Annotated in this window: 13 protein-coding genes and 1 pseudogene; 6 read left to right on the top strand and 8 right to left on the bottom strand. The window is 70.6% G+C overall.

Annotated elements, in window-relative coordinates; all coding sequences use genetic code 11:
- The first annotated feature begins 167 nt into the window (after positions 1-167).
- Genes ACWEPG_RS25715 through ACWEPG_RS25705 form a run of 3 tightly spaced genes read left to right on the top strand, consistent with a single transcriptional unit; the run spans position 168 to position 4,767 of the window.
- The gene (locus tag ACWEPG_RS25715; RefSeq protein WP_452595671.1) at positions 168-1,490 is read left to right on the top strand and encodes a hypothetical protein; all 1,323 of its coding nucleotides are present in this window, start codon (positions 168-170) and stop codon (positions 1,488-1,490) included.
- The gene (locus ACWEPG_RS25710; RefSeq protein ID WP_452595670.1) at positions 1,487-2,473 is read left to right on the top strand and encodes a transporter substrate-binding domain-containing protein; all 987 of its coding nucleotides are present in this window, start codon (positions 1,487-1,489) and stop codon (positions 2,471-2,473) included. The genes ACWEPG_RS25715 and ACWEPG_RS25710 overlap by 4 nt, the downstream gene beginning before the upstream one ends.
- Before the next feature lie 8 nt (positions 2,474-2,481).
- Complete coding sequence (locus ACWEPG_RS25705; RefSeq protein WP_452595669.1) at positions 2,482-4,767, top strand: tetratricopeptide repeat protein; 2,286 nt, start codon at positions 2,482-2,484, stop codon at positions 4,765-4,767.
- A 22-nt stretch (positions 4,768-4,789) separates the two neighbouring features.
- On the opposite strand, the gene ACWEPG_RS25700 is transcribed toward ACWEPG_RS25705, so the two are convergent.
- Complete coding sequence (locus ACWEPG_RS25700) at positions 4,790-5,980, bottom strand: acetate kinase (RefSeq protein ID WP_450116833.1); 1,191 nt, start codon at positions 5,978-5,980, stop codon at positions 4,790-4,792.
- Positions 5,977-8,073, bottom strand: a complete 2,097-nt coding sequence (pta, locus tag ACWEPG_RS25695; RefSeq protein WP_452595668.1) for a phosphate acetyltransferase — start codon at positions 8,071-8,073, stop codon at positions 5,977-5,979. Before pta ends, ACWEPG_RS25700 begins: the two co-directional genes overlap by 4 nt.
- Positions 8,074-8,891: 818 nt before the next feature.
- Here pta and ACWEPG_RS25690 point away from each other — a divergent pair.
- Both ACWEPG_RS25690 and ACWEPG_RS25685 read left to right on the top strand, forming a co-directional pair.
- A complete protein-coding gene (locus ACWEPG_RS25690) occupies positions 8,892-9,077 on the top strand; it encodes a hypothetical protein (RefSeq protein WP_450116831.1) in 186 nt (61 codons plus the stop codon).
- Positions 9,064-9,672 carry a hypothetical protein gene (locus tag ACWEPG_RS25685; protein WP_452595667.1) on the top strand — a complete coding sequence of 203 codons (609 nt, stop codon included), beginning with the start codon at positions 9,064-9,066 and terminating at the stop codon, positions 9,670-9,672. Before ACWEPG_RS25690 ends, ACWEPG_RS25685 begins: the two co-directional genes overlap by 14 nt.
- A 45-nt stretch (positions 9,673-9,717) precedes the next feature.
- Here the strand turns inward: ACWEPG_RS25685 and ACWEPG_RS25680 are convergent, their stop codons facing one another.
- The 5 genes from ACWEPG_RS25680 to ACWEPG_RS25660 form a co-directional block, all read right to left on the bottom strand.
- Positions 9,718-11,079 carry a serine-threonine protein kinase gene (locus ACWEPG_RS25680; RefSeq protein ID WP_452595666.1) on the bottom strand — a complete coding sequence of 454 codons (1,362 nt, stop codon included), beginning with the start codon at positions 11,077-11,079 and terminating at the stop codon, positions 9,718-9,720.
- Positions 11,080-11,115: 36 nt separating this feature from the next.
- Positions 11,116-12,951, bottom strand: a complete 1,836-nt coding sequence (locus ACWEPG_RS25675; protein ID WP_452595665.1) for a S8 family serine peptidase — start codon at positions 12,949-12,951, stop codon at positions 11,116-11,118.
- A gap of 45 nt (positions 12,952-12,996) precedes the next feature.
- Positions 12,997-15,633 carry a LuxR C-terminal-related transcriptional regulator gene (locus ACWEPG_RS25670; RefSeq protein ID WP_452595664.1) on the bottom strand — a complete coding sequence of 879 codons (2,637 nt, stop codon included), beginning with the start codon at positions 15,631-15,633 and terminating at the stop codon, positions 12,997-12,999.
- Between the two features lie 107 nt (positions 15,634-15,740).
- Positions 15,741-16,343, bottom strand: coding sequence for a suppressor of fused domain protein (locus ACWEPG_RS25665; protein ID WP_452595663.1), 603 nt, complete (start codon positions 16,341-16,343; stop codon positions 15,741-15,743).
- A gap of 28 nt (positions 16,344-16,371) precedes the next feature.
- Positions 16,372-16,749: a TetR-like C-terminal domain-containing protein gene (locus tag ACWEPG_RS25660; protein WP_452595662.1), complete on the bottom strand. Its 378-nt coding sequence runs from the start codon at positions 16,747-16,749 to the stop codon at positions 16,372-16,374.
- On the opposite strand from ACWEPG_RS25660, the gene ACWEPG_RS25655 reads away from it, so the two are divergent.
- Complete coding sequence (locus ACWEPG_RS25655) at positions 16,688-17,497, top strand: tyrosine-protein phosphatase (protein ID WP_452595661.1); 810 nt, start codon at positions 16,688-16,690, stop codon at positions 17,495-17,497. The genes ACWEPG_RS25660 and ACWEPG_RS25655 overlap by 62 nt on opposite strands.
- A gap of 66 nt (positions 17,498-17,563) precedes the next feature.
- Here the strand turns inward: ACWEPG_RS25655 and ACWEPG_RS25650 are convergent.
- Positions 17,564-17,663: pseudogene (locus ACWEPG_RS25650) on the bottom strand (F420-dependent glucose-6-phosphate dehydrogenase); the annotation flags it as partial.

The following is a 17,663-nucleotide window of genomic DNA, read 5'->3' as shown; positions in this document are numbered from 1 at the left end:
CACCTCGTACCGGGCCGACGAGCCGGGTACGAGACGCATCATGCGCCTTCGGAACCGCGCGCCTCGAACTTAGCCAGTCGATCGAGCCGAAGCACGGTTACTGCTTATATGCTGCCCTCTGTCCGGCGATCGAGCCAGGTGCGAAGGGATGCGCGGTGGTTGTACGGGTGGCCCCCTCCACGCAGCCGCGTGGCGCCGGGCCGGACGGCGATCCGGTCGGCCCGTCCGCGCGGCTGCGATCGCGGCTGCGCACCAGCCCTTCCCGGATCACGATGCTCGGCATCGGACTGGTCATCGCGGCGATGGTCTCCGGAACCGTGGCCGCGGCACAGGTCACGGACCGGCAGCGCACCCTCGACGCCCTGCAGTCGGAGGTCGAACCACTCGCCTTCGCGGCCCAGGACATCTACAGCTCGCTGTCCATCGCCGATGCCGCGGCGACGACGGCCTTCCTGTCCGGCGGCGTCGAGCCGATCGCCGTCCGCGACCGCTACACGCAGGCGATCACCGACGCGGGCGCCGACCTGGTCGACGCCGCCGCGGGGATCGACACCTCCGACACCGCCTCGCACGACCTGCTGGCGAAACTGTCGGTGGGGGTGCCCGTCTACACCGGTCTGATCGAGACGGCCCGGACCAACAACAGAGACGGTCATCCGGTGGGATCGGCTTACCTGAGCGAGGCGTCGACGATGATGCAGTCGACGTTGCTGCCGATGGCACAGCAGTTGCATGCCGCACAGGCCGCGCGGGTCGTGCAGACCCAGGCCGAGTTCGCGACCCCGCCGTGGCTGTCGATCGCGTTGCTGATGGCAACCCTGGCCGCGCTGCTGCTGGCACACGTGCTCCTCGCCCGCCGGACCCGCCGACGCCTGAACGCGGGGCTGATCGTGGCGTCGCTGGCGGTCACCGCGTCACTGGGGTGGCTGGTGATCGCCGGGGTCGTCTCCGCGACGTCCACCGCCCGCGCGCTCGACCACGGCGCGCGGCCGCTGACCGAGCTGACCACCGCGCGGATCCTGGCGCAGCAGGCCCGCGCCGACGAGACGCTGGGACTGGTGCGCCGCGACTTCACGGGACGCTACAACAGCGACTTCGAAAGACACCTCGACGAGCTCGGGTCGACGCTCGACGGCGTCGCACGCGTCGGTCCGCAGGTCGGGTCCGACGAGGTCGCGGCCGCGGGCCGGGCCCGCTCGGCATGGGCGAGCGCGCACACCCGGTTGATGGCGCTGCTCGCCCGCGGCGACTGGCAGGCGGCCGTCACCGTCGCCGTCGCACCCGGTGGTGACGGCTCCGCCGCGCAGTACGCCGCCGCCGACACCCAGCTGACCGATGCGATCGGGGCGACACGGACGGAACTGCGGCGGGGTGTCGACCGGGCGCTGTCGATGCTGACCGGCCTGGCGCCGGGCATCCTCGGGTTGGCCGCGGTGGCGGTCGCCGGTGTGGCGATCGGCCTGTGGCCCCGGCTGCGGGAGTACCAGTGACGCGCCGCCGGACTGCCGCCCGCCGGTGGGGGGCGGTGCTGGTCGCCGTCGCCGCGGTGGTCAGTGGGTGCGCTACCACCGCCGAACCCGACTCGTCCGAGCCGTCGTCGACGTACCTCGAGCCGCCGCTGCCGACGGGTGCGGCGATCGCCGCGTCGCCCACCTCGACCGCTCCCACCCCGGACTGCGGCGACCCGACCGCGAGCCTGCGCCCGGCCCCGGCGGGCTCCACAGCGCCGACACCCGCTCTCGACCGGATCCGGGCGCGCGGCAGGCTGCTCGTCGGCCTGGACACCAGCAGCAACCTGTTCAGCTTCCGCAATCCCGCGACGGGCACCATCGAGGGCTTCGACGTGGACATCGCCCACGAAGTCGCCCGTGACCTGTTCGGCGACCCGGACCGGATCGAGTTCCGCATCCTTTCGTCGGCGGATCGTGTTGCGGCGCTCGACGACCGGACCGTCGATGTGGTCGTGAAGACGATGACCATCACATGTGAACGGCGGGCGAAGGTGGGGTTCTCGACCGTGTACTACGAAGCCGGGCAACGGGTCCTCGCAATGAAGGGGTCCGGCATCCGGGACGCGGCAGACCTCTCCGGCCGCCGGGTGTGCGCGGTCGCGGGCACGACGAACCTGCAGCGCATTCAGCAGGTGCAGCCGGAGGCGACGGTGTTGTCGGTGCCGAACTGGGGCGACTGCCTGGTGGTGTTGCAGCAGCGTCAGGTCGACGCGGTGACGTCCGACGATTCGATCCTCGCGGGCCTGGCCTCCCAGGACCCCAACCTCGAACTCGTCGGCCCCGCACTGAGTTCCGAGCCGTACGGGATCGGTGTCAACAAGTCGGACACCGATCTGGTGCGGCAGGTCAACGGGACCCTGGAGCGGATCCGCGGTGACGGGACGTGGCAGCGCATCCACAACCGCTGGCTGGGCACGATCGGTCCCGCCCCCGCACCTCCGACGCCGCACTACGAGGACTGAACGAGGCGATGAGCGAGACCCCCGACGAGGTGCCCCCCACTCGGGCCGCACGGCCCACCCAGGGAGCACGGCCCACGCAGGCGACGCCCGCGCCGGCCCCCGCCGCCACCCCCGGTGAGGAGGACACGTCGGGCCGGTCGGGCTCGGCGCGCAGCAGCAGGCGCAGCCGGTCCGGGCGGACCCGCACGAGCGCGCGTCGTCGTATCGGCGGCGGACTGGTCGAGGTCCCGTCCGTTGCGATGCCCGATCCTTCCACCGCGGTGATGACGGAACCCGTTGTCGCCGTGAACAAGAGGTTCTGCTGGAAGTGCGGCAAGCCGGTGGGACGCGGAGGACTCGACGACACCACGGGCACCTGCCCGGCCTGCCACGCCGGGTTCGACTTCTCGCCACGGCTGGCGGCCGGGGACATGGTGGCCGGCCAGTACGAGGTGCAGGGCTGCATCGCGCACGGCGGGCTGGGCTGGATCTACCTGGCCATCGACCGCAACGTCAGCGACCGATGGGTGGTGCTCAAGGGCCTGCTGCATTCCGGGGATTCCGAGGCGCAGGCGGTTGCGCTGGCCGAACGGCAGTTCCTCGCCGAGGTCGAGAGTTCGAGAATCGTGAAGATCTACAACTTCGTCGAGCACCCGGAACCGGACGGCAGCAGCGTCGGCTTCATCGTGATGGAGTACGTCGGCGGACACTCCCTGCGCGACGCGCTTCGCGCCCGGCCGCGCCCCGAACGACTCCCCGTCGACCAGGCCATCGCGTACCTGCTCGAGGTGCTGCCCGCGTTGGACTACCTGCACTCGATCGGCTTGGCGTACAACGACCTCAAGCCGGAGAACATCATGATCACCGACGATCAGGTCAAGCTGATCGACCTCGGTGCGGTGGCAGGCCTCGAGGACTTCGGCTACCTGTACGGCACCCCCGGCTACCAGGCCCCGGAGATCCTCCGCACCGGTCCCACCGTCGCGACCGACATCTACACCGTCGGACGCACGCTGGCCGTGATGTGCCTGAACATGCCCTCGGAGAACGGGCACTACCGGGCGGGTATCCCGGCCCCGGCGGACGCACCACTGCTCGCCGAGCACGAGTCGCTGTACCGGTTCCTGTTGCGCGCCACCGACCCCGACCCCGATCGCCGGTTCGGCGGCGCCGCCGAGGCCGCGGGGCAACTGATCGGCGTGCTCCGCGAGGTGCTGGCCCAGCAGAGCGGGGAGGAACGCCCCGGCCTGTCGGAGGTGTTCAGCCCCGGACGCACCGTGTTCGGCACCGAGTGGGCGGTCCGGGGCACCGACGTCTACCTCGACGGGCGACAGCACGACGGCACCATTGAGGCGCGGGATGTCGTTGCCGCGCTGTCCGTTCCACTGATCGATCCGTCCGATCCCAGTGCCACGTTGATCGCGGCGACGGTGCACGCCGAACCGGCCCAGAGCCTCGACGCGATCCGCCGCGCCCGCGCGGGCGGCCTCGAACGGACCGCCGACGGCGGGCCCGGATTCACCACGGAGATCGCGCTCGCCGAGACGAAGGCCCTCCTCGACCTCGGGGACGGGGAGTCCGCAGGCCGGGTCCTCGACACGGTCCCCGAGACGAAGAGCGGCAACTGGCGGGTCGACTGGTACCGCGGCATGGTGGCGTTGCTCGTCGGCGAGTACGAGGCCGCGATGACGTACTTCGACGTGACGCTGGCCGCGCTGCCCGGGGAGATCGCCCCGAAGCTGGCGCTGGCCGCGACCGCCGAACTGATCCTGCAGCACTGGCACACCGACGATCCCCACCAGTGGCGCACCTTCGCCGAGAAGTACTACGGCACGGTGTGGCGCACCGACCGGGGAGTGGTGAGCGCCGCATTCGGCCTGTCCCGGCAGCTCGCCGACCGGGGCGACATCGCCGGCGCGGTCGCCGCGCTGGACCAGATCCCGCCGACGTCGCGCCTCTACTCCACCGCCCGGATGACCGCGGCCCTGACCCGGCTGTCGGGGGCACCGATCGCAAGGCTGGACGAGGCGGCGCTGCGGGACGCCGCGGGTCGCGTGGAGGCGCTGCCGCCCGACGAGGGCCGAGCGCTGCAGATGCGTGCGGTGGTCCTGGGCACCGCCCTCGACTGGGTGCTGTCCGGCCATGTCGCCGACCGCGACCGTGGCCCCGTCCTCGGCGCCGAGTTCACCGAACGGGGCCTGCGCGCCGGAACCGAGACCGTGCTGCGCGCGTTGGCCCGCAACACGTCCAGCCGTGCGCACCGGAACACCCTCGTCGATCTCGCCAACCGGACCCGCCCGCGCACCTGGTGGTGAGCCGCGGTATCCCCCGGAACGCCTAGCCGGCGAACTCCCGGGCGAAGCGGGCGATCGCGAGTTCCTCGTTGGTCGGCACGACGAGAACGGTGACCGCGGAGCCGTCGGTGGAGATGACGCGGGGTTCGTGACTGCGCACGGCGTTGCGTGCGGGGTCGATCTCGATGCCGAGCCGGTGCAGGCCGGACAGCGCATCGGCCCGCACCTCGACCGCGTTCTCCCCCACGCCCGCGGTGAAGGTGATCGCGTCGACGCCGCCGAGTGCGACCAGGTAGGCGCCGATGTACTTGCGCAGCCGATGGACGTAGACGTCGTAGGCCAGCGCCGCGGCGGCGTCGCCCTCGTCGATCAGGCGGCGCAGTTCCCGGAAGTCGTTGACGCCGCACAGCCCCTTGAGTCCGGACCGCCGGTTGAGCAGGTCGTCGATCTCGTCGACGTCGAGTCCGGCGCTGCGCCGTAGGTGCATCACGAGCCCGGGGTCGATGTCGCCGCTGCGGGTACCCATCACGAGCCCTTCGAGCGGGGTCAGTCCCATCGACGTGTCGACTGCCCGCCCGCCTGCGATGGCGGACGCCGATGCCCCGTTGCCCAGGTGCAGCACGATCTGGTTCAGCTCCGTCAGATCGCGTCCGAGCACCTCGGCAACCCGCGCGGACACCCACTCGTGGGAGGTGCCGTGAAAACCGTAGCGGCGCACACCGTGTGCCGCCGCGACGGCCGCGTCCACGGCGTAGGTGCGGGCCCGCGCGGGCAGGGTGTGGAAGAACGCGGTGTCGAACACTGCGACGTGCGGCACGGACGGCAGGGCGAGCATCGCGCTCTCGATGCCGATGGCGTTCGCGGGGTTGTGCAACGGTGCGAGCGCCGAGAGCCGGGAGATCTCGGCGAGTACGTCGGGGGTGATGAGCGTGGGCCGGTAGAACACCTCGCCGCCATGCACCACCCTGTGCCCGACCGCCGCGATCCCCGCCGTGGCCAGATCCACGCCGTCCTCGGCGAACATGCCGAACGCCAACCGCAGACCGTGCGCGTGATCGGTGATCGGGCCACGGTGTTCACGGTCCGCGCCCCGGTAGCGGTGGGTGATCACACCGTCGGGCTCCCCGATCCGCTCGACCAACCCGGCCGCGAGCGCGTCCCCACTGTCCGGGTCGACGAGCTGGTACTTGATCGACGATGATCCCGAATTGACAACCAGTACCGACCCTTTCACGCGCTCTCCTCCCCCGTCGCGATGCCCTGCGTCTGGATGGCGGTGATTGCCACCGTGTTGACGATGTCCTGCACGAGCGCGCCCCGGGAGAGGTCGTTGACCGGCTTGTTCAGCCCCTGCAGCACCGGCCCGACGGCGACGGCGCCGGCGCTGCGCTGCACCGCCTTGTAGGTGTTGTTGCCGGTGTTCAGGTCCGGGAACACGAAGACCGTGGCCCGACCGGCGACCTGCGAGTCCGGCAGCTTCGTGGTGGCCACGCTCGGCTCCACGGCGGCGTCGTACTGAATCGGCCCCTCCACCAACAGGTCCGGACGGCGCTCCCGGACCAGCGCCGTGGCCATGCGGACCTTGTCCACCTCGACGCCGGCACCGGAGTCGCCGGTCGAGTAGGACAGCATCGCGATCCGGGGGTCGATGCCGAACCGCGCCGCCGTGCCCGCAGAGGAGATCGCGATGTCCGCGAGTTGCTCGGCCGTCGGATCGGGCACCACGGCGCAGTCACCGTAGGCGAGGACCCGATCCGCCAGGCACATCAGGAAGATGCTCGACACCGTCGACACCCCGGGTTCGGTCCTGATGATCTCGAACGCAGGGCGGATGGTGTGGGCGGTGGTGTGCACGGCGCCGGAGACCATGCCCTCGGCAATTCCGGTGTGCACCATCATCGTTCCGAAGTAGGAGACGTCGGTCATCACCTCCCGGGCGCGTTCGACGGTCATGCCCTTGTGTGCCCGCAGCCGCGCGTACTCGACCGCGAACCGCTCGGTGTACTCGCAGTCCGGGGGATTCAGAACCGCGGCGCCGTCGAGGTCGACACCGAGTTCCGCGGCCCGCCGGCGCACCAGCGCCTCGTCCCCGAGGATGGTCAGGTCCGCCACCTTGCGTTGCAGCAGCCGTCCGGCCGCGCGCAGGATCCGGTCGTCGTCCCCCTCGGGGAGCACGATGTGCCGTCGATCGGCGCGAGCGCGTTCGATCAGTTGGTACTCGAACATCTGTGGGGTGACCACCTCCGGACGTTCGACCTGCAGCCACGCCAGCAGGTCCGCGGAGTCCACGCGCCGCTCCATCAGACTCAGTGCGGTGTCCACCTTGCGCTGCGAGCCGACGGCGACCCGGCCACGGGTACGCGCAGCCGCGGACGCGGTGTCGAAGGTGCCCAGGTCGGTGGTCAGGATCGGCAGGCTCGGTCGCAGGCCGGCCATCAGCTTCGCGATCGCGGGGTGCGGCCGCAGTCCGCCGTTCATGATGATCCCGGCGATGGACGGGAATCCTTCCGCCTCATGGGCGTTGACCACCGCGAGCAGGACGTCGGACCGATCCGCCGGGGAGATCACCACCATGCCGTCGGTGAGCCGCTCGAGGATGTGCTCGGCGGTCATCCCCCCGACCATCACCTGCAGCGCCTCCCGTTGCAGCAGTTCGACGTCGCCGCTGTAGAGCTCCCCGTCGATGGCGTTCTGCAGTTCGGCCACCGTCGGCGCCACCAGCAGCGGGATCTCCGGCAGACTCCACACCGGTACGTGCATCGGAACCAACGCGACCACCACCGCATCGAGATCCTCCGGTTCGCACCGGTTCACCACGACACCCACCAGATGCGCATGCTGGGAACGCAACTCGGCGGCACAGATCTGCCCGAGCTGGTACACCTCGTCGGGGGTGCGGCCCGCCCCACGCAACGCCAGCAGCACCGGTGCGTCCAGGTTCACGGCGATCCGCGCGTTGAACTCGAGCTCGCTGGGGCTGGCGATGTCGGTGTAGTCGCTGCCGACGATCACCACGGCGTCGCAGTACCGGGCCATCGCGTGGTATCGCGAGACGATCTCCGCGATCGCCAGCTCGGGGTCCTCGTGCACCTGCTCGTAGGTGACGCCGAGGCACTGGTCGTAGGCCAGGTCCGCAGTGGTGTGTTCGAGCAGCAGTTCGAGGATGTAGTCGGGCTCGTCGGTCGAGCGCGCGATCGGCCGGAACACCCCCACCCGGGCGGTCGACCCGCAGAGCATCTGCAGCACGCCCAGCGCGATCGTCGACTTGCCGGTGTCGCCCTCCGGGGAGGCGATGTAGACGCTCGAGACTGCCGCTGCGGGTGCCATGCGACCAGACTAGGGCGTGACCGCGTAATCCCTCCCGATGCGCCCACCCGGATTCGGGTAGCCGGCTACGCATGGCGGGACGATCCCCGAGTGGCACCGTCGACCGTGTCCGATCCTTCGGTCCACGACCAGCGAGGCCCACCATGTCACCCGACGACACGCGCATCCGGAATACCACCCGATGCCCGTGGAGCACCCTTTCCCGGCGTCGCTCGGTCCGGCGGTTCGCGGTCCGGCTCGCCGCCGCTGCCCCGATCCCGGCCCTGCTCCTGCTCGCGCCGGCTGCTGCTGCCGCGGTGGTGGACCCGGGCGTGAGCATCCCGGGCCCGGACGGCGGATACCCGAGCCCGGGCGACCTGGTGAACTTCTGCCAGCGGCATCCGGACCTGTGTCCGACCTCGGGCTACACACCTCCGACGATCCCGACCTGGACACCGCCCCCGCCACCGCATCCACCGCCGCCCCCTCCACCGCCTCCGCCTCCGCCTCCGCCTCCGCCTCCGAGGATCTCCAGCTCGGAGGGCGCCCCGACACCGACGACGTCGGCCTCGAAGCCGGCAGCCGAACGCCCCCGCCCCGAAAGGCCCGGCCCCGAAAGGCCACCGGCACCGGGCGTCCCCGCGCGAACGACGCCGCCACCATCGATCCCGAAGCCCGGGCCGACCACCGTCGCGACGAGGCCCGGCCCGCCGACGGGCGCCCTGCCCTCTCTGCCCCCGACCAGCACGGGGCCCGCCCCCGAATCGAACGACGACGAACCGCAGGTCGGCGCCCTCGCCCTGGCCGCGGTCGCGTCCGTCTCCACCGCAGCGGTGGTGGTGACCACCCGGGCCGGCCGGGGCCGCCGGTGGGTGAACGCACACGCCGACACCCGGCCGACCCTGGGCCCCGCCGCGATCGCGGCGGAACGGGCCGACGAGGCGCCGGACCACACGGTTCGACTGGACCCGCGCGACGATGCCGGAGTCCAGATGTTCGAGGAGGATCACGATGACCGGGACTGACCACAACAACGACGCCAGCCTGCGCACGGCAGTGTTCGAACACGCACCCGACAACGTGCTCACCGGCCGGATGCGGCCGAAGGTGCCCGCGGACGGACTGGTGTCCGGTTGGGTGCGGAGCGCGCAGCCGCTGCCGCGATCTGCGTGCCGTCTCCTCGACTCGCGTGTCCTCGAGGCCGCGCTGCGGTTCCTCGACCAGGACCCGCATCCGCTGCTCCTGACGGGACTGGCGAGGTATCGCGCCCTGACCGACGCCGCCCGGCAGACCCTCGCCGCGCCGGAGAAGGACGTGGTCGTGACGCTCGCCAAGCCGTATCACGTCACTTCCGAGCATCATCCGGAGGTCGCGGTGCTCATCGACGGGACCGAGGCCGGCACGATCGAATTCGATCTCGATGTCGCGTTCGACATGGGCGAGACGTCGCTGGCCGTCAAGAATGGCGCGATCGCGGGGGTCGACTGTGTGGCCGGGGCCGTGACCCTGGACCTGTCGCTGGCGAAGGGAGAGAGTCTCCTGCACGGCCGCAGGAGTTTTCCGGTGCACCGGGACGTGGATCCACCGATACCGATCCCCGTGCCGCCCCAGGGTCTCTGACCGGCGGGGCGATGCGCGGGCCCAGCACGGCCGCCACCCGAGCGGCTATCGACCTGCCAGCCCACCGGCCCGCGCGACCACCCAGGCGAGTTCCTCGTGCACGATGTCGCTGTGGGCTCCTGAGGGCGGCCGTCCCGCCTTGACGATTTCCGAGGCGTCGATGTTGAGCAGATGGCCCGCGTCGAACGGGTAGTCGGAGTCGACCTTTCCCAATGTGACCATCGGGGTGGCGTGCGCACCCACCGCGCCGAGGGCGCTCCACCGGGACCTGGCGTCCTCGGCCGCGGCCGCGTCGGATCTCGATACGGCCGAGGCGATCGGGTAGAGCACCCCGAGTGCCGAGTCGTGGCTCGAGTAGCACACCGAGATCGGTCCGTCGACGCGCGCGGCCCTGCCGGCGAGCGCGCCGCTGCGCCCGGAATCGAAGGGCAGTCGGTCGGCGAACGCGAACGCCGAGAAGGCCGGTTGCAGCAGCGTCACCGACTTCACCGGCGAGGGGTCCAGGTGCTCGGGGAGACCGGCCAGCGCGAACGACACGACGCGCCCACCGAAGCTGTGCCCCACGAGGTGGACCCGAAGGCCCGGCAACCGGTCGTGCAGTTCGCCGATCAGCGGGCCGAGCCCACGTTCCCCCACGACGCCTGCGCGATTCTTCATCTCGTAGTACGTCAACTGGCGCAGCGCCTCTTTCGCGCCGTTCCAGACCGTGCGCACCATGTCTCCGAGGCCGGCGGCTCCACCGACCTCGTCCGAGTCGAACTCCACCCCGCAATCGGACAGCGCGACGACGAAGTCGTCGAACACCGTCCTCGGATCGTTGTCCGCGGCGAGCATTCCCGGCATCACCGCGCCGTCACTCTCACCGTCGTCGAACCCACCGGCGGTGTTCTCGGCGAACGACCGCAACTGCAGGAACAGCTCGTCGACGGCGTCGGGATCCGGTGGGGCCGAGAGCAGTTCGGCGATTCTGTGCAGCTGCGGCGCTCCCTCCGGAAACATCGATTCGAGCTGCGCGACGTCGGCCGGGTCCAGTTCGGGGTCGCCGGCGGACACCGTCGTGCGCTGCTGCAACGCCGCCCCTCCCTCCGTGTGTGACGGACCGGCCGCCGGTTCGAAATCCGGGATCGGTTCGTCGCTCCACCGCGCCGACGGCCAGAACAGCCCGACCAGACCTGCCTTCCGGGTTGCCCCGTCCCGTAGTTGGGGCGCAAGCAGATCGAACCAGGCGTGGTAGAGCCTGTCCGCAACCCGCCGATCGTTGTTCCAGCCGTGCGAGAAGAACACCAGATCGGTCAGTCCCGCTTCGCCCGCCTCCCGGACCACGGTCTCCACGGTGGCACGGTCGACGTCTCCCTCCTTGTCGAAAACAATGTTCCAGTACGGCTTTCCACCAATGGGCTCGGACATCTGCGTTCCTCTCGTCGGATGCGGTGCGAACTTCCCTCACACGGCTTGCATCGCCCGCATCAGGTCGACGAGGCCGGCGCCCTGACAGTTGGCGTCCCGGCCGAGCGACGTCGCGGACTCCACGAACACCCGCTTGACCTCCTCGGGGTCACCGATGAACTCGCGGCGCACCGACAGGAAGGCCGCCACCGCACCCGACACGTGCGGCGCGGCCATCGACGTGCCCCGCGACGAGACGTACACCGCCGCGCCGCTCTGCTCGGGAGTCAGGACCACCGGCTTGGACATCTCACCGGCCGCCGCGGACACGACTCCGTCACCCGGAGCAACCAGATCGGGTTTGCGGCGGCCGTCGCTGGTGGGGCCGCGGGACGAGAAGTACGACACCCCGTACCGGTGCGGACAGTCACGGTGAGTGGACCCGACGGTGATGGCCCGCGCGGCGTTTCCCGGATCGTTGATCGTCATCCCCATGCTGAATCGGCGCGGGCTCGCGAACGTCGGGTTCACGGTGACCGACCCCGAGTTGCCCGCAGCGACGACCACGACCACACCCGACCGCACCAGCTTGTCGATCTCCATGCACAGCGGGCTGCGTCCGCACGCGTCCCATTCGGCGTCGAACTCGTAGCCGAGACTGAGATTGACTCCGTGGATGCGCGGTTCGCTCCCAACGTTGATGTCCCGCACGTAGTTCAGTGCCTGCACGACCCGCCCGACCCGGGACGCCGCAGGCCCCGACCCGCCGAGCACCTTGAGGCTGACCAGGCGGGTCCGGGGCGCCATTCCGGCGAGGCAGTTCGGATCGGGGACCGAACGCGGTTTGAGGATCGGATTGTTCGGGGCGGCCATGCTGTAGCGCTCCTCGGCCACCACCACGTCCCGCTTGGGCTGCCAGAGTTCGAGTCCGCCGGCGATGATCCCCGCGACATGCGTCCCGTGGCCCAGGTCGTCCACGAGCGCGCCGTCCGACACCGGGACGTCGCCGGTGAAATTGCGATGCAGATCTTTCACCGAGTCGTCGTCGAGCGTGTGGTAACCCTGGAAGTGCGGGTGCTCGCCGGAGATGCCGGAGTCGACGACCGCCCACACGATCCCGTCTCCGTAGCAGTTGAACGATCGGTGGGCGGCGTCCGCTTTGATGGTGACGACGCTCCGATCGATCAGCCGGTGCATCTTGAAGTCCGGCCACATCTGAATGATGCAGCGGTCCGCCCAGTCGACGGCGGCGCCGTTGGCGGCCTCGAGCCGCCCGATCTGGTCGGCACTCAGCACGCCGGTCACGTAGTTGCCGGACACCCGGAGGGGTTCGCCCGGTCCGTCGACCAGTTTCCACAACTCGCGTAGCCGATCGAACGCGCGCTCCGGTCCGGCCCGGAAACCCGGGTTCAGCTCGATCATGATCGACACCTCGGCGCCTCCCGGTTTCGGCGCCACCGCATCGCGCAACGCGGGGGTCAGCACACCGGCCGGTGGCGGTGGCACGTCGATTCCCGCAGGAGCACCGACCTCGGGCGTCGGCGGTGACGCGTCGGTGGCCACTGGGGGACCGATCCCGAGCCTCGGCGGTGGGTCCTTGTCCTCCTGCGCGCACGCCCGCTGCACCCGATCCTGACCGGCCTCGGTCAGCCGAAGACCCGGCACGCTGCTCACCAGGCCGTCGGATTCGAGGTCGCCGGCCGCCGACCTGGTCGCCCTGTACCAACGCGGTTCACCCTGCACGTACTTCCAGTCGTCGGCGTCGAAGAGTCGTCCGTAGCGCGCGCCGATCCGTTCGAGCAGCCCGTGTTCGTCCACCTCCGAGATCCCCGGTCCCAGCGATCCGAGCACGCACAGCACCCGGTCGGACCAATCCGTTCGCTCGTCGCTCATGGATCCACCCTGGCCCCCTCGCGAGTGGGCGTCACGAGTAGTGCACTACTCGCCCTCGTCGGGGGGATCGGTGTGCCGCTCGCGCAGCGAGTCCCCCAGCTCGTTGCGGTCGGCGACGCCGAGTTTCATGCAGGCGCGGTAGATGTGCCCCTCGACGGTGCGGACGGACACCACCAGGCGCTCCGCGATCTCGCGGTTCGACAGCCCGACCGCGACCAGCGAGGCGATCTCACGTTCACGGCTGGTCAATGGCAGCGGGCGCGCGGCCTCGAGGATCGCGGGCGTCGACGCGTGGTCACACCGCTGCGCGAGTGCGTTGGCGGCCGCGGCGGCATCGAGTGCGTCGCGTCGGCGATCGAAAGCCGAGTACGCGACCGCGGCCTGCGCGGCGGCGTCCGCGGCATCCAACAATGCACCGATCCCCTCGAACTCCCCTGAGATTCTGGACAGTTCGTCACCGTCACCGGACGCGAAGGCGGCGGCCTGCGCCGCGGCCAGGGAGACGTACGGCCCGTCGCACCGCTCGGCGAGTTCCGCGAGACGCGGCGCCGTCGTCGCATCACCGAGCCGGGTCGCCAGATGCAGTGCCACCGCCTCGACGGCGAACTGGCCGGATTCGCGTGCCGCGTCGGCGGCGCCGTGCGCGGTGGCGATCCCGCGGGACACCTCCCCCTGGCCGGCCGCCGCCCACGCCGCGCCGATCTCGAAGATCGGCCCGAAGACCGCGACATGCCTGCCGTAGCGGTCCCGTCCCGCGGCCACCACCTTTGCCGCGTCCGCCATCCGGCCCAGGACCGAATACGCCTGCGCCAGGTACGGATAGGCAGGGAAGCTCCATGCGAGAGCCGATCCGGAGTCTCCGACCGTCAGGGCCGCCATCGCCTGTTCGAGGCGCCCTGCCGCGTCCGCGAACCGGCCCGCCGCCAGATCGGCGGATGCGTACAAAATGTTCGCCTGCCCCCAGCCGATGTACTGGCCGGTGCCGGCCCCGTGGTCGAGGAACAACTGGGCGCGGCGCGCGGCACCGTCGAGGTCCCCGGTCAGGACCAGCGCGAGAATCGGCCCGATCGCGGCCGGGTAGCGGGTCAGCCCGTCCACCTGGTTCACCACGGCGTCCCCCCGCATCGCCAACGCCGCGACCGCGTGACCTCTGCCCGACAACGCGAGCGCCATCGACGCCGCGAAGGTTCCCCACTCCTCCGCCCAGGGCAACGGATCCTTTTCGGCGAGAACGGCTTCCGCCTCCCTCAACCCCTCGTCGAGTCGATTCTCGAACACGGCGACGACGGCGCCGAGGCCGCGGACCACCGAGACCGCGTGGGGGTCGTGCACCCGCCGCCGGACCTCGTCGAGTACCCGGTCTGCGCCATCCGCGTCGCCCGCCGCCCAGAGCAGGTTCGCGATCCGGGTCACCCCCCAGCGGACCAGCTGGGGCTCGTCGAGGGTGTCCGGGTCGAACCTGCGCAGCGCGGTTTCGGCCTCGGCGGCGTGTCCCTGCCACAGCTGTGAACGGGCCAGCAGGTTCGCCGCCCGGAATCCGCCGTCCCTGTCGACCGCGGCCTGGGCCAGCCGCTCACCCAGTGGCACGTTCGCCAGCGCGATCGCGTCCTTCGCGGCGTGCACCAGCAGGTCGAGGTCGGGAGTCTGGTCGCTGTCGAGGGCCAGTTCCGCCAGCCGGATCCGGTCGCTGGGGCTTTCGGTGGGACGCGTCCGCAACGCCTCCACGAGGTTGCCGCGCAACCGCCGCGCCGCGGCCCTGCCAACCCTGCGGCGGACGACCTCGCTGAACATGGGGTGGTTGTAGTGCACCTCGACCTTCGGCCCCTCCTCGACGATCTGAACGAGCCCGCGCTGCTCGGCGTCCTCGACGGCCTCTTCCCCGGCAAGGTCGACGAGGGTGTCGAGCGCCAGCGGTTCGCAGAAGGTGAGCAGTTCGAGCACCCGCATCACATCCGGCGGCAGGTGTTCGATGCGATCCTCGAGGAGGGACGCGAGTTCGGACGTGATAGCCGCCCGACCCCGCAGCTGCCAGACACCGCGGCACTCGCGCAGGGTCCCCGCCTCGAGCGCGCCCTCGACCAGATGGTGCAGGAACAGCGCATTGCCCCCGGAAGCGTCCCACATCAGATTGGCGCTGAGTCCCTCGAGCGGCCCACCGAGCACCGACTCGATGAAGGCGACGCTCTGCTGGCGCGTGAACGGGGTCAGCTCGAGACGCGTCAGATGCCCGTCCTTCCACAGCGACGTCACCGCGTCCGGTGCGGACTCGCCGCTGCGGATGGTCGCGACGATGTGCGCCGCCCGGTCGATCGCCAGTTGGTGCAGGAAGGTCGCCGAGAGCTGGTCGAGCAGGTGCGCGTCGTCGACACCGATCACGACCTGCCCGGACGCGCCGAGCAGCGCCTCCCTGGCCGCCGACATGAAGGCCACCGGGTCACGTGCCGTCGAGGGGCCGACGAGGTGGGCGAACACACCGAGGGGGATGCTCCGGGCCGATTCCGTGCCCGCGACCCAGCGCACCTCGCCGGGGAGCGACCGTGTCGCGGCCCGCGCGAGGGTGGTCTTGCCGACACCGGCGTCGCCCGTCAGGACGACCCCGCACGCACCGGTGGCGGACGTCAACGCGGACCTGAGGGTCTCGAACTCGTGCTGCCGCTGAATCAGCGGCCACGGCCGATTCATGATCAAAAGCCTATGCCCGACGGCACCCCGCGACAGCGGTTTCACACAGATGGAACACGACCGGTCGGTGTCCGGTGTCTCGACGTGCGGCGATCGGCCGAGTGGTGTCAGACCACCGAGGCCCGGTCGATGTCGGAGACGTCGGCGCCGGCGGCCTCGAGCCGGGAGAACAGTTCACCGGTGCCGCGGCGGGAGGCGAACTCGAGCTCGGCGTCGGTGATCGGCACCGCCTGCAACCAGGTGGTGACGTCCTCGTCGCGGTCGACGAGGATTTCGAGGTCCGGCCAGATGAACGGGACGACCAGCAACACGTGCTTGGTGCCCCGGCCCGGGTCCGCCTCGTGGACCGCGTTGGGGACGATGGTGTTCGGGGTGACGTGGAAGGACCCGGACGCGACGGCGAACGCGCACTGCGCGAGGACGTCGGCGAGGCGCCGGTAGTCGGCGCGGCCGACGGTGATCAGCTCGGTGCGGATCGGCCGTCCGTCGTCGGTGGTGACGTTCGTCGGGTACCTGACCAGGTCGAGCGTGGCGTACGACGCGAAGCCGGGGCCGGGGCAGCCGTCACCGACCGCGATCGACACCTCGTCCGGCTCCTCGCCGTCGGTGTCCGCGTCGACAGCCGCCCGGAACCGCAGCACCTGCGGCATCATCCCGAACACCTCGCGGATGCGGCGGGCGGCCTGCCTGACGTCGTCGCTGGAATCCATGGGATGTGAGCCTAGTGCCGGCCCCCGGTCACGATTCCGCGGCGCTTGCGTCGGGGACGGACGGCCCGGGCAGGATCCCGTGCAGAACGATGTCGGTGAGTGCGCCTGCAAGCGCTTCGGTGTCCTCGACGTCGCGGATGCACAGCGCGAAGATCGCGGCACCGCCGAGGACGTCGAGGAGCGTGTCGGCGTCGACACCGCGGCGGATCTCCCCGGCATCGACGGCCTCGGCCAGACGCCGCCGCAGTTCCACTCGGACGCCGGCGAGCTGGCGGACGACGAGCACTTCGCGCAGCGCCTCGTCCGAGCGCGACTCGCTGATCAGCCCCGGTACGCCGGCCCGGGTGTGCGGTGCGGCGAACAGGGCGACCGCACCGTGGACGAGGTCACGAATCTGGTCGGGCATCGCGAACTTCCGCGACGTCGCGGGCAACACGGACGGCGGCTACATCACCGCAGACGGCGGGCACCTCCAGCGCGGCGTGTTCTTCCGCTCCAACGGGCTCGACAAGGCCTCCGACGCGGACCTGCAGACCCTCACCTCGCTCGGTGTCGCCGACATCTACGACCTGCGCGGCGACAGCGAGATCAGCAACCCGATGGTCGGCGGCCCCGACAAGATCCCGGCCGGAGCCGAGTACACGCACCTGCCGATCGAGTTCGGGGATCTGACGAGCCTGGCCAAGACGATCACCACGCCCGAGGAGGGCCGCGAGTTCCTGCGCGAGACGAATCGCTCCTTCGTCACCGACGCAGCCAAGCGAGCGACCTTCGGTCAGCTGCTGACCTCCCTCGCCACTCAGGACGGGGCACAGCTGTTCCACTGCTCGTCGGGCAAGGACCGCACCGGCTGGACGGCGATGTTGCTGCAGACGATCGCCGGGCTGCCCCGGCAGACGATCATGGACGACTACCTGCTGAGCAACACCTACCTGGAGCAGTCGAACAAGAAGACCCTCGGCTTGATCGGTCTGACGCTCGGGCAGAAGGCCGCGACGAACCTCGCACCGGTGGTGGCGGTCGAGGCGAGCTACCTGCAGGCCGGCCTCGATCAGATCGCCGCGGACTACGGCACGGTGGACGCCTACCTGACGCAGGGTCTCGGTCTGGACGCCGCCACGATCGCAGCCCTGAAGGACAAGCTGGTCGCCTGACCTCACCCCCTCGACGACTCCCTGTGCGTCCCGACCCGGCCCTCCCGCCGGGTCGGGACGTCGTCGTCAGGCGAGGGCGCGCAGCCGCGGCGCCAGATCCCGCTCGAACAACTCCAGGAACCGCCGCTGATCATGACCCGGCGCATGAAACACCAGATGATTCAAA

Source organism: Rhodococcus sp. NPDC004095 (assembly GCF_053604015.1).
Note: the sequence above shows the minus strand (reverse complement) of the source record. Positions and strands in the feature narration are given on the sequence as shown.

Coding starts and splice junctions, on each gene's coding strand:
- ACWEPG_RS25705 (WP_452595669.1), top strand. CDS start 2,482: ATGAGCGAGACCCCCGACGAGGTGCCCCCCACTCGGGCCGCACGGCCC.
- pta (WP_452595668.1), bottom strand. CDS start 8,073: ATGGCACCCGCAGCGGCAGTCTCGAGCGTCTACATCGCCTCCCCGGAG.
- ACWEPG_RS25685 (WP_452595667.1), top strand. CDS start 9,064: ATGACCGGGACTGACCACAACAACGACGCCAGCCTGCGCACGGCAGTG.
- ACWEPG_RS25680 (WP_452595666.1), bottom strand. CDS start 11,079: ATGTCCGAGCCCATTGGTGGAAAGCCGTACTGGAACATTGTTTTCGAC.
- ACWEPG_RS25675 (WP_452595665.1), bottom strand. CDS start 12,951: ATGAGCGACGAGCGAACGGATTGGTCCGACCGGGTGCTGTGCGTGCTC.
- ACWEPG_RS25670 (WP_452595664.1), bottom strand. CDS start 15,633: ATGAATCGGCCGTGGCCGCTGATTCAGCGGCAGCACGAGTTCGAGACC.
- ACWEPG_RS25665 (WP_452595663.1), bottom strand. CDS start 16,343: ATGGATTCCAGCGACGACGTCAGGCAGGCCGCCCGCCGCATCCGCGAG.
- ACWEPG_RS25660 (WP_452595662.1), bottom strand. CDS start 16,749: ATGCCCGACCAGATTCGTGACCTCGTCCACGGTGCGGTCGCCCTGTTC.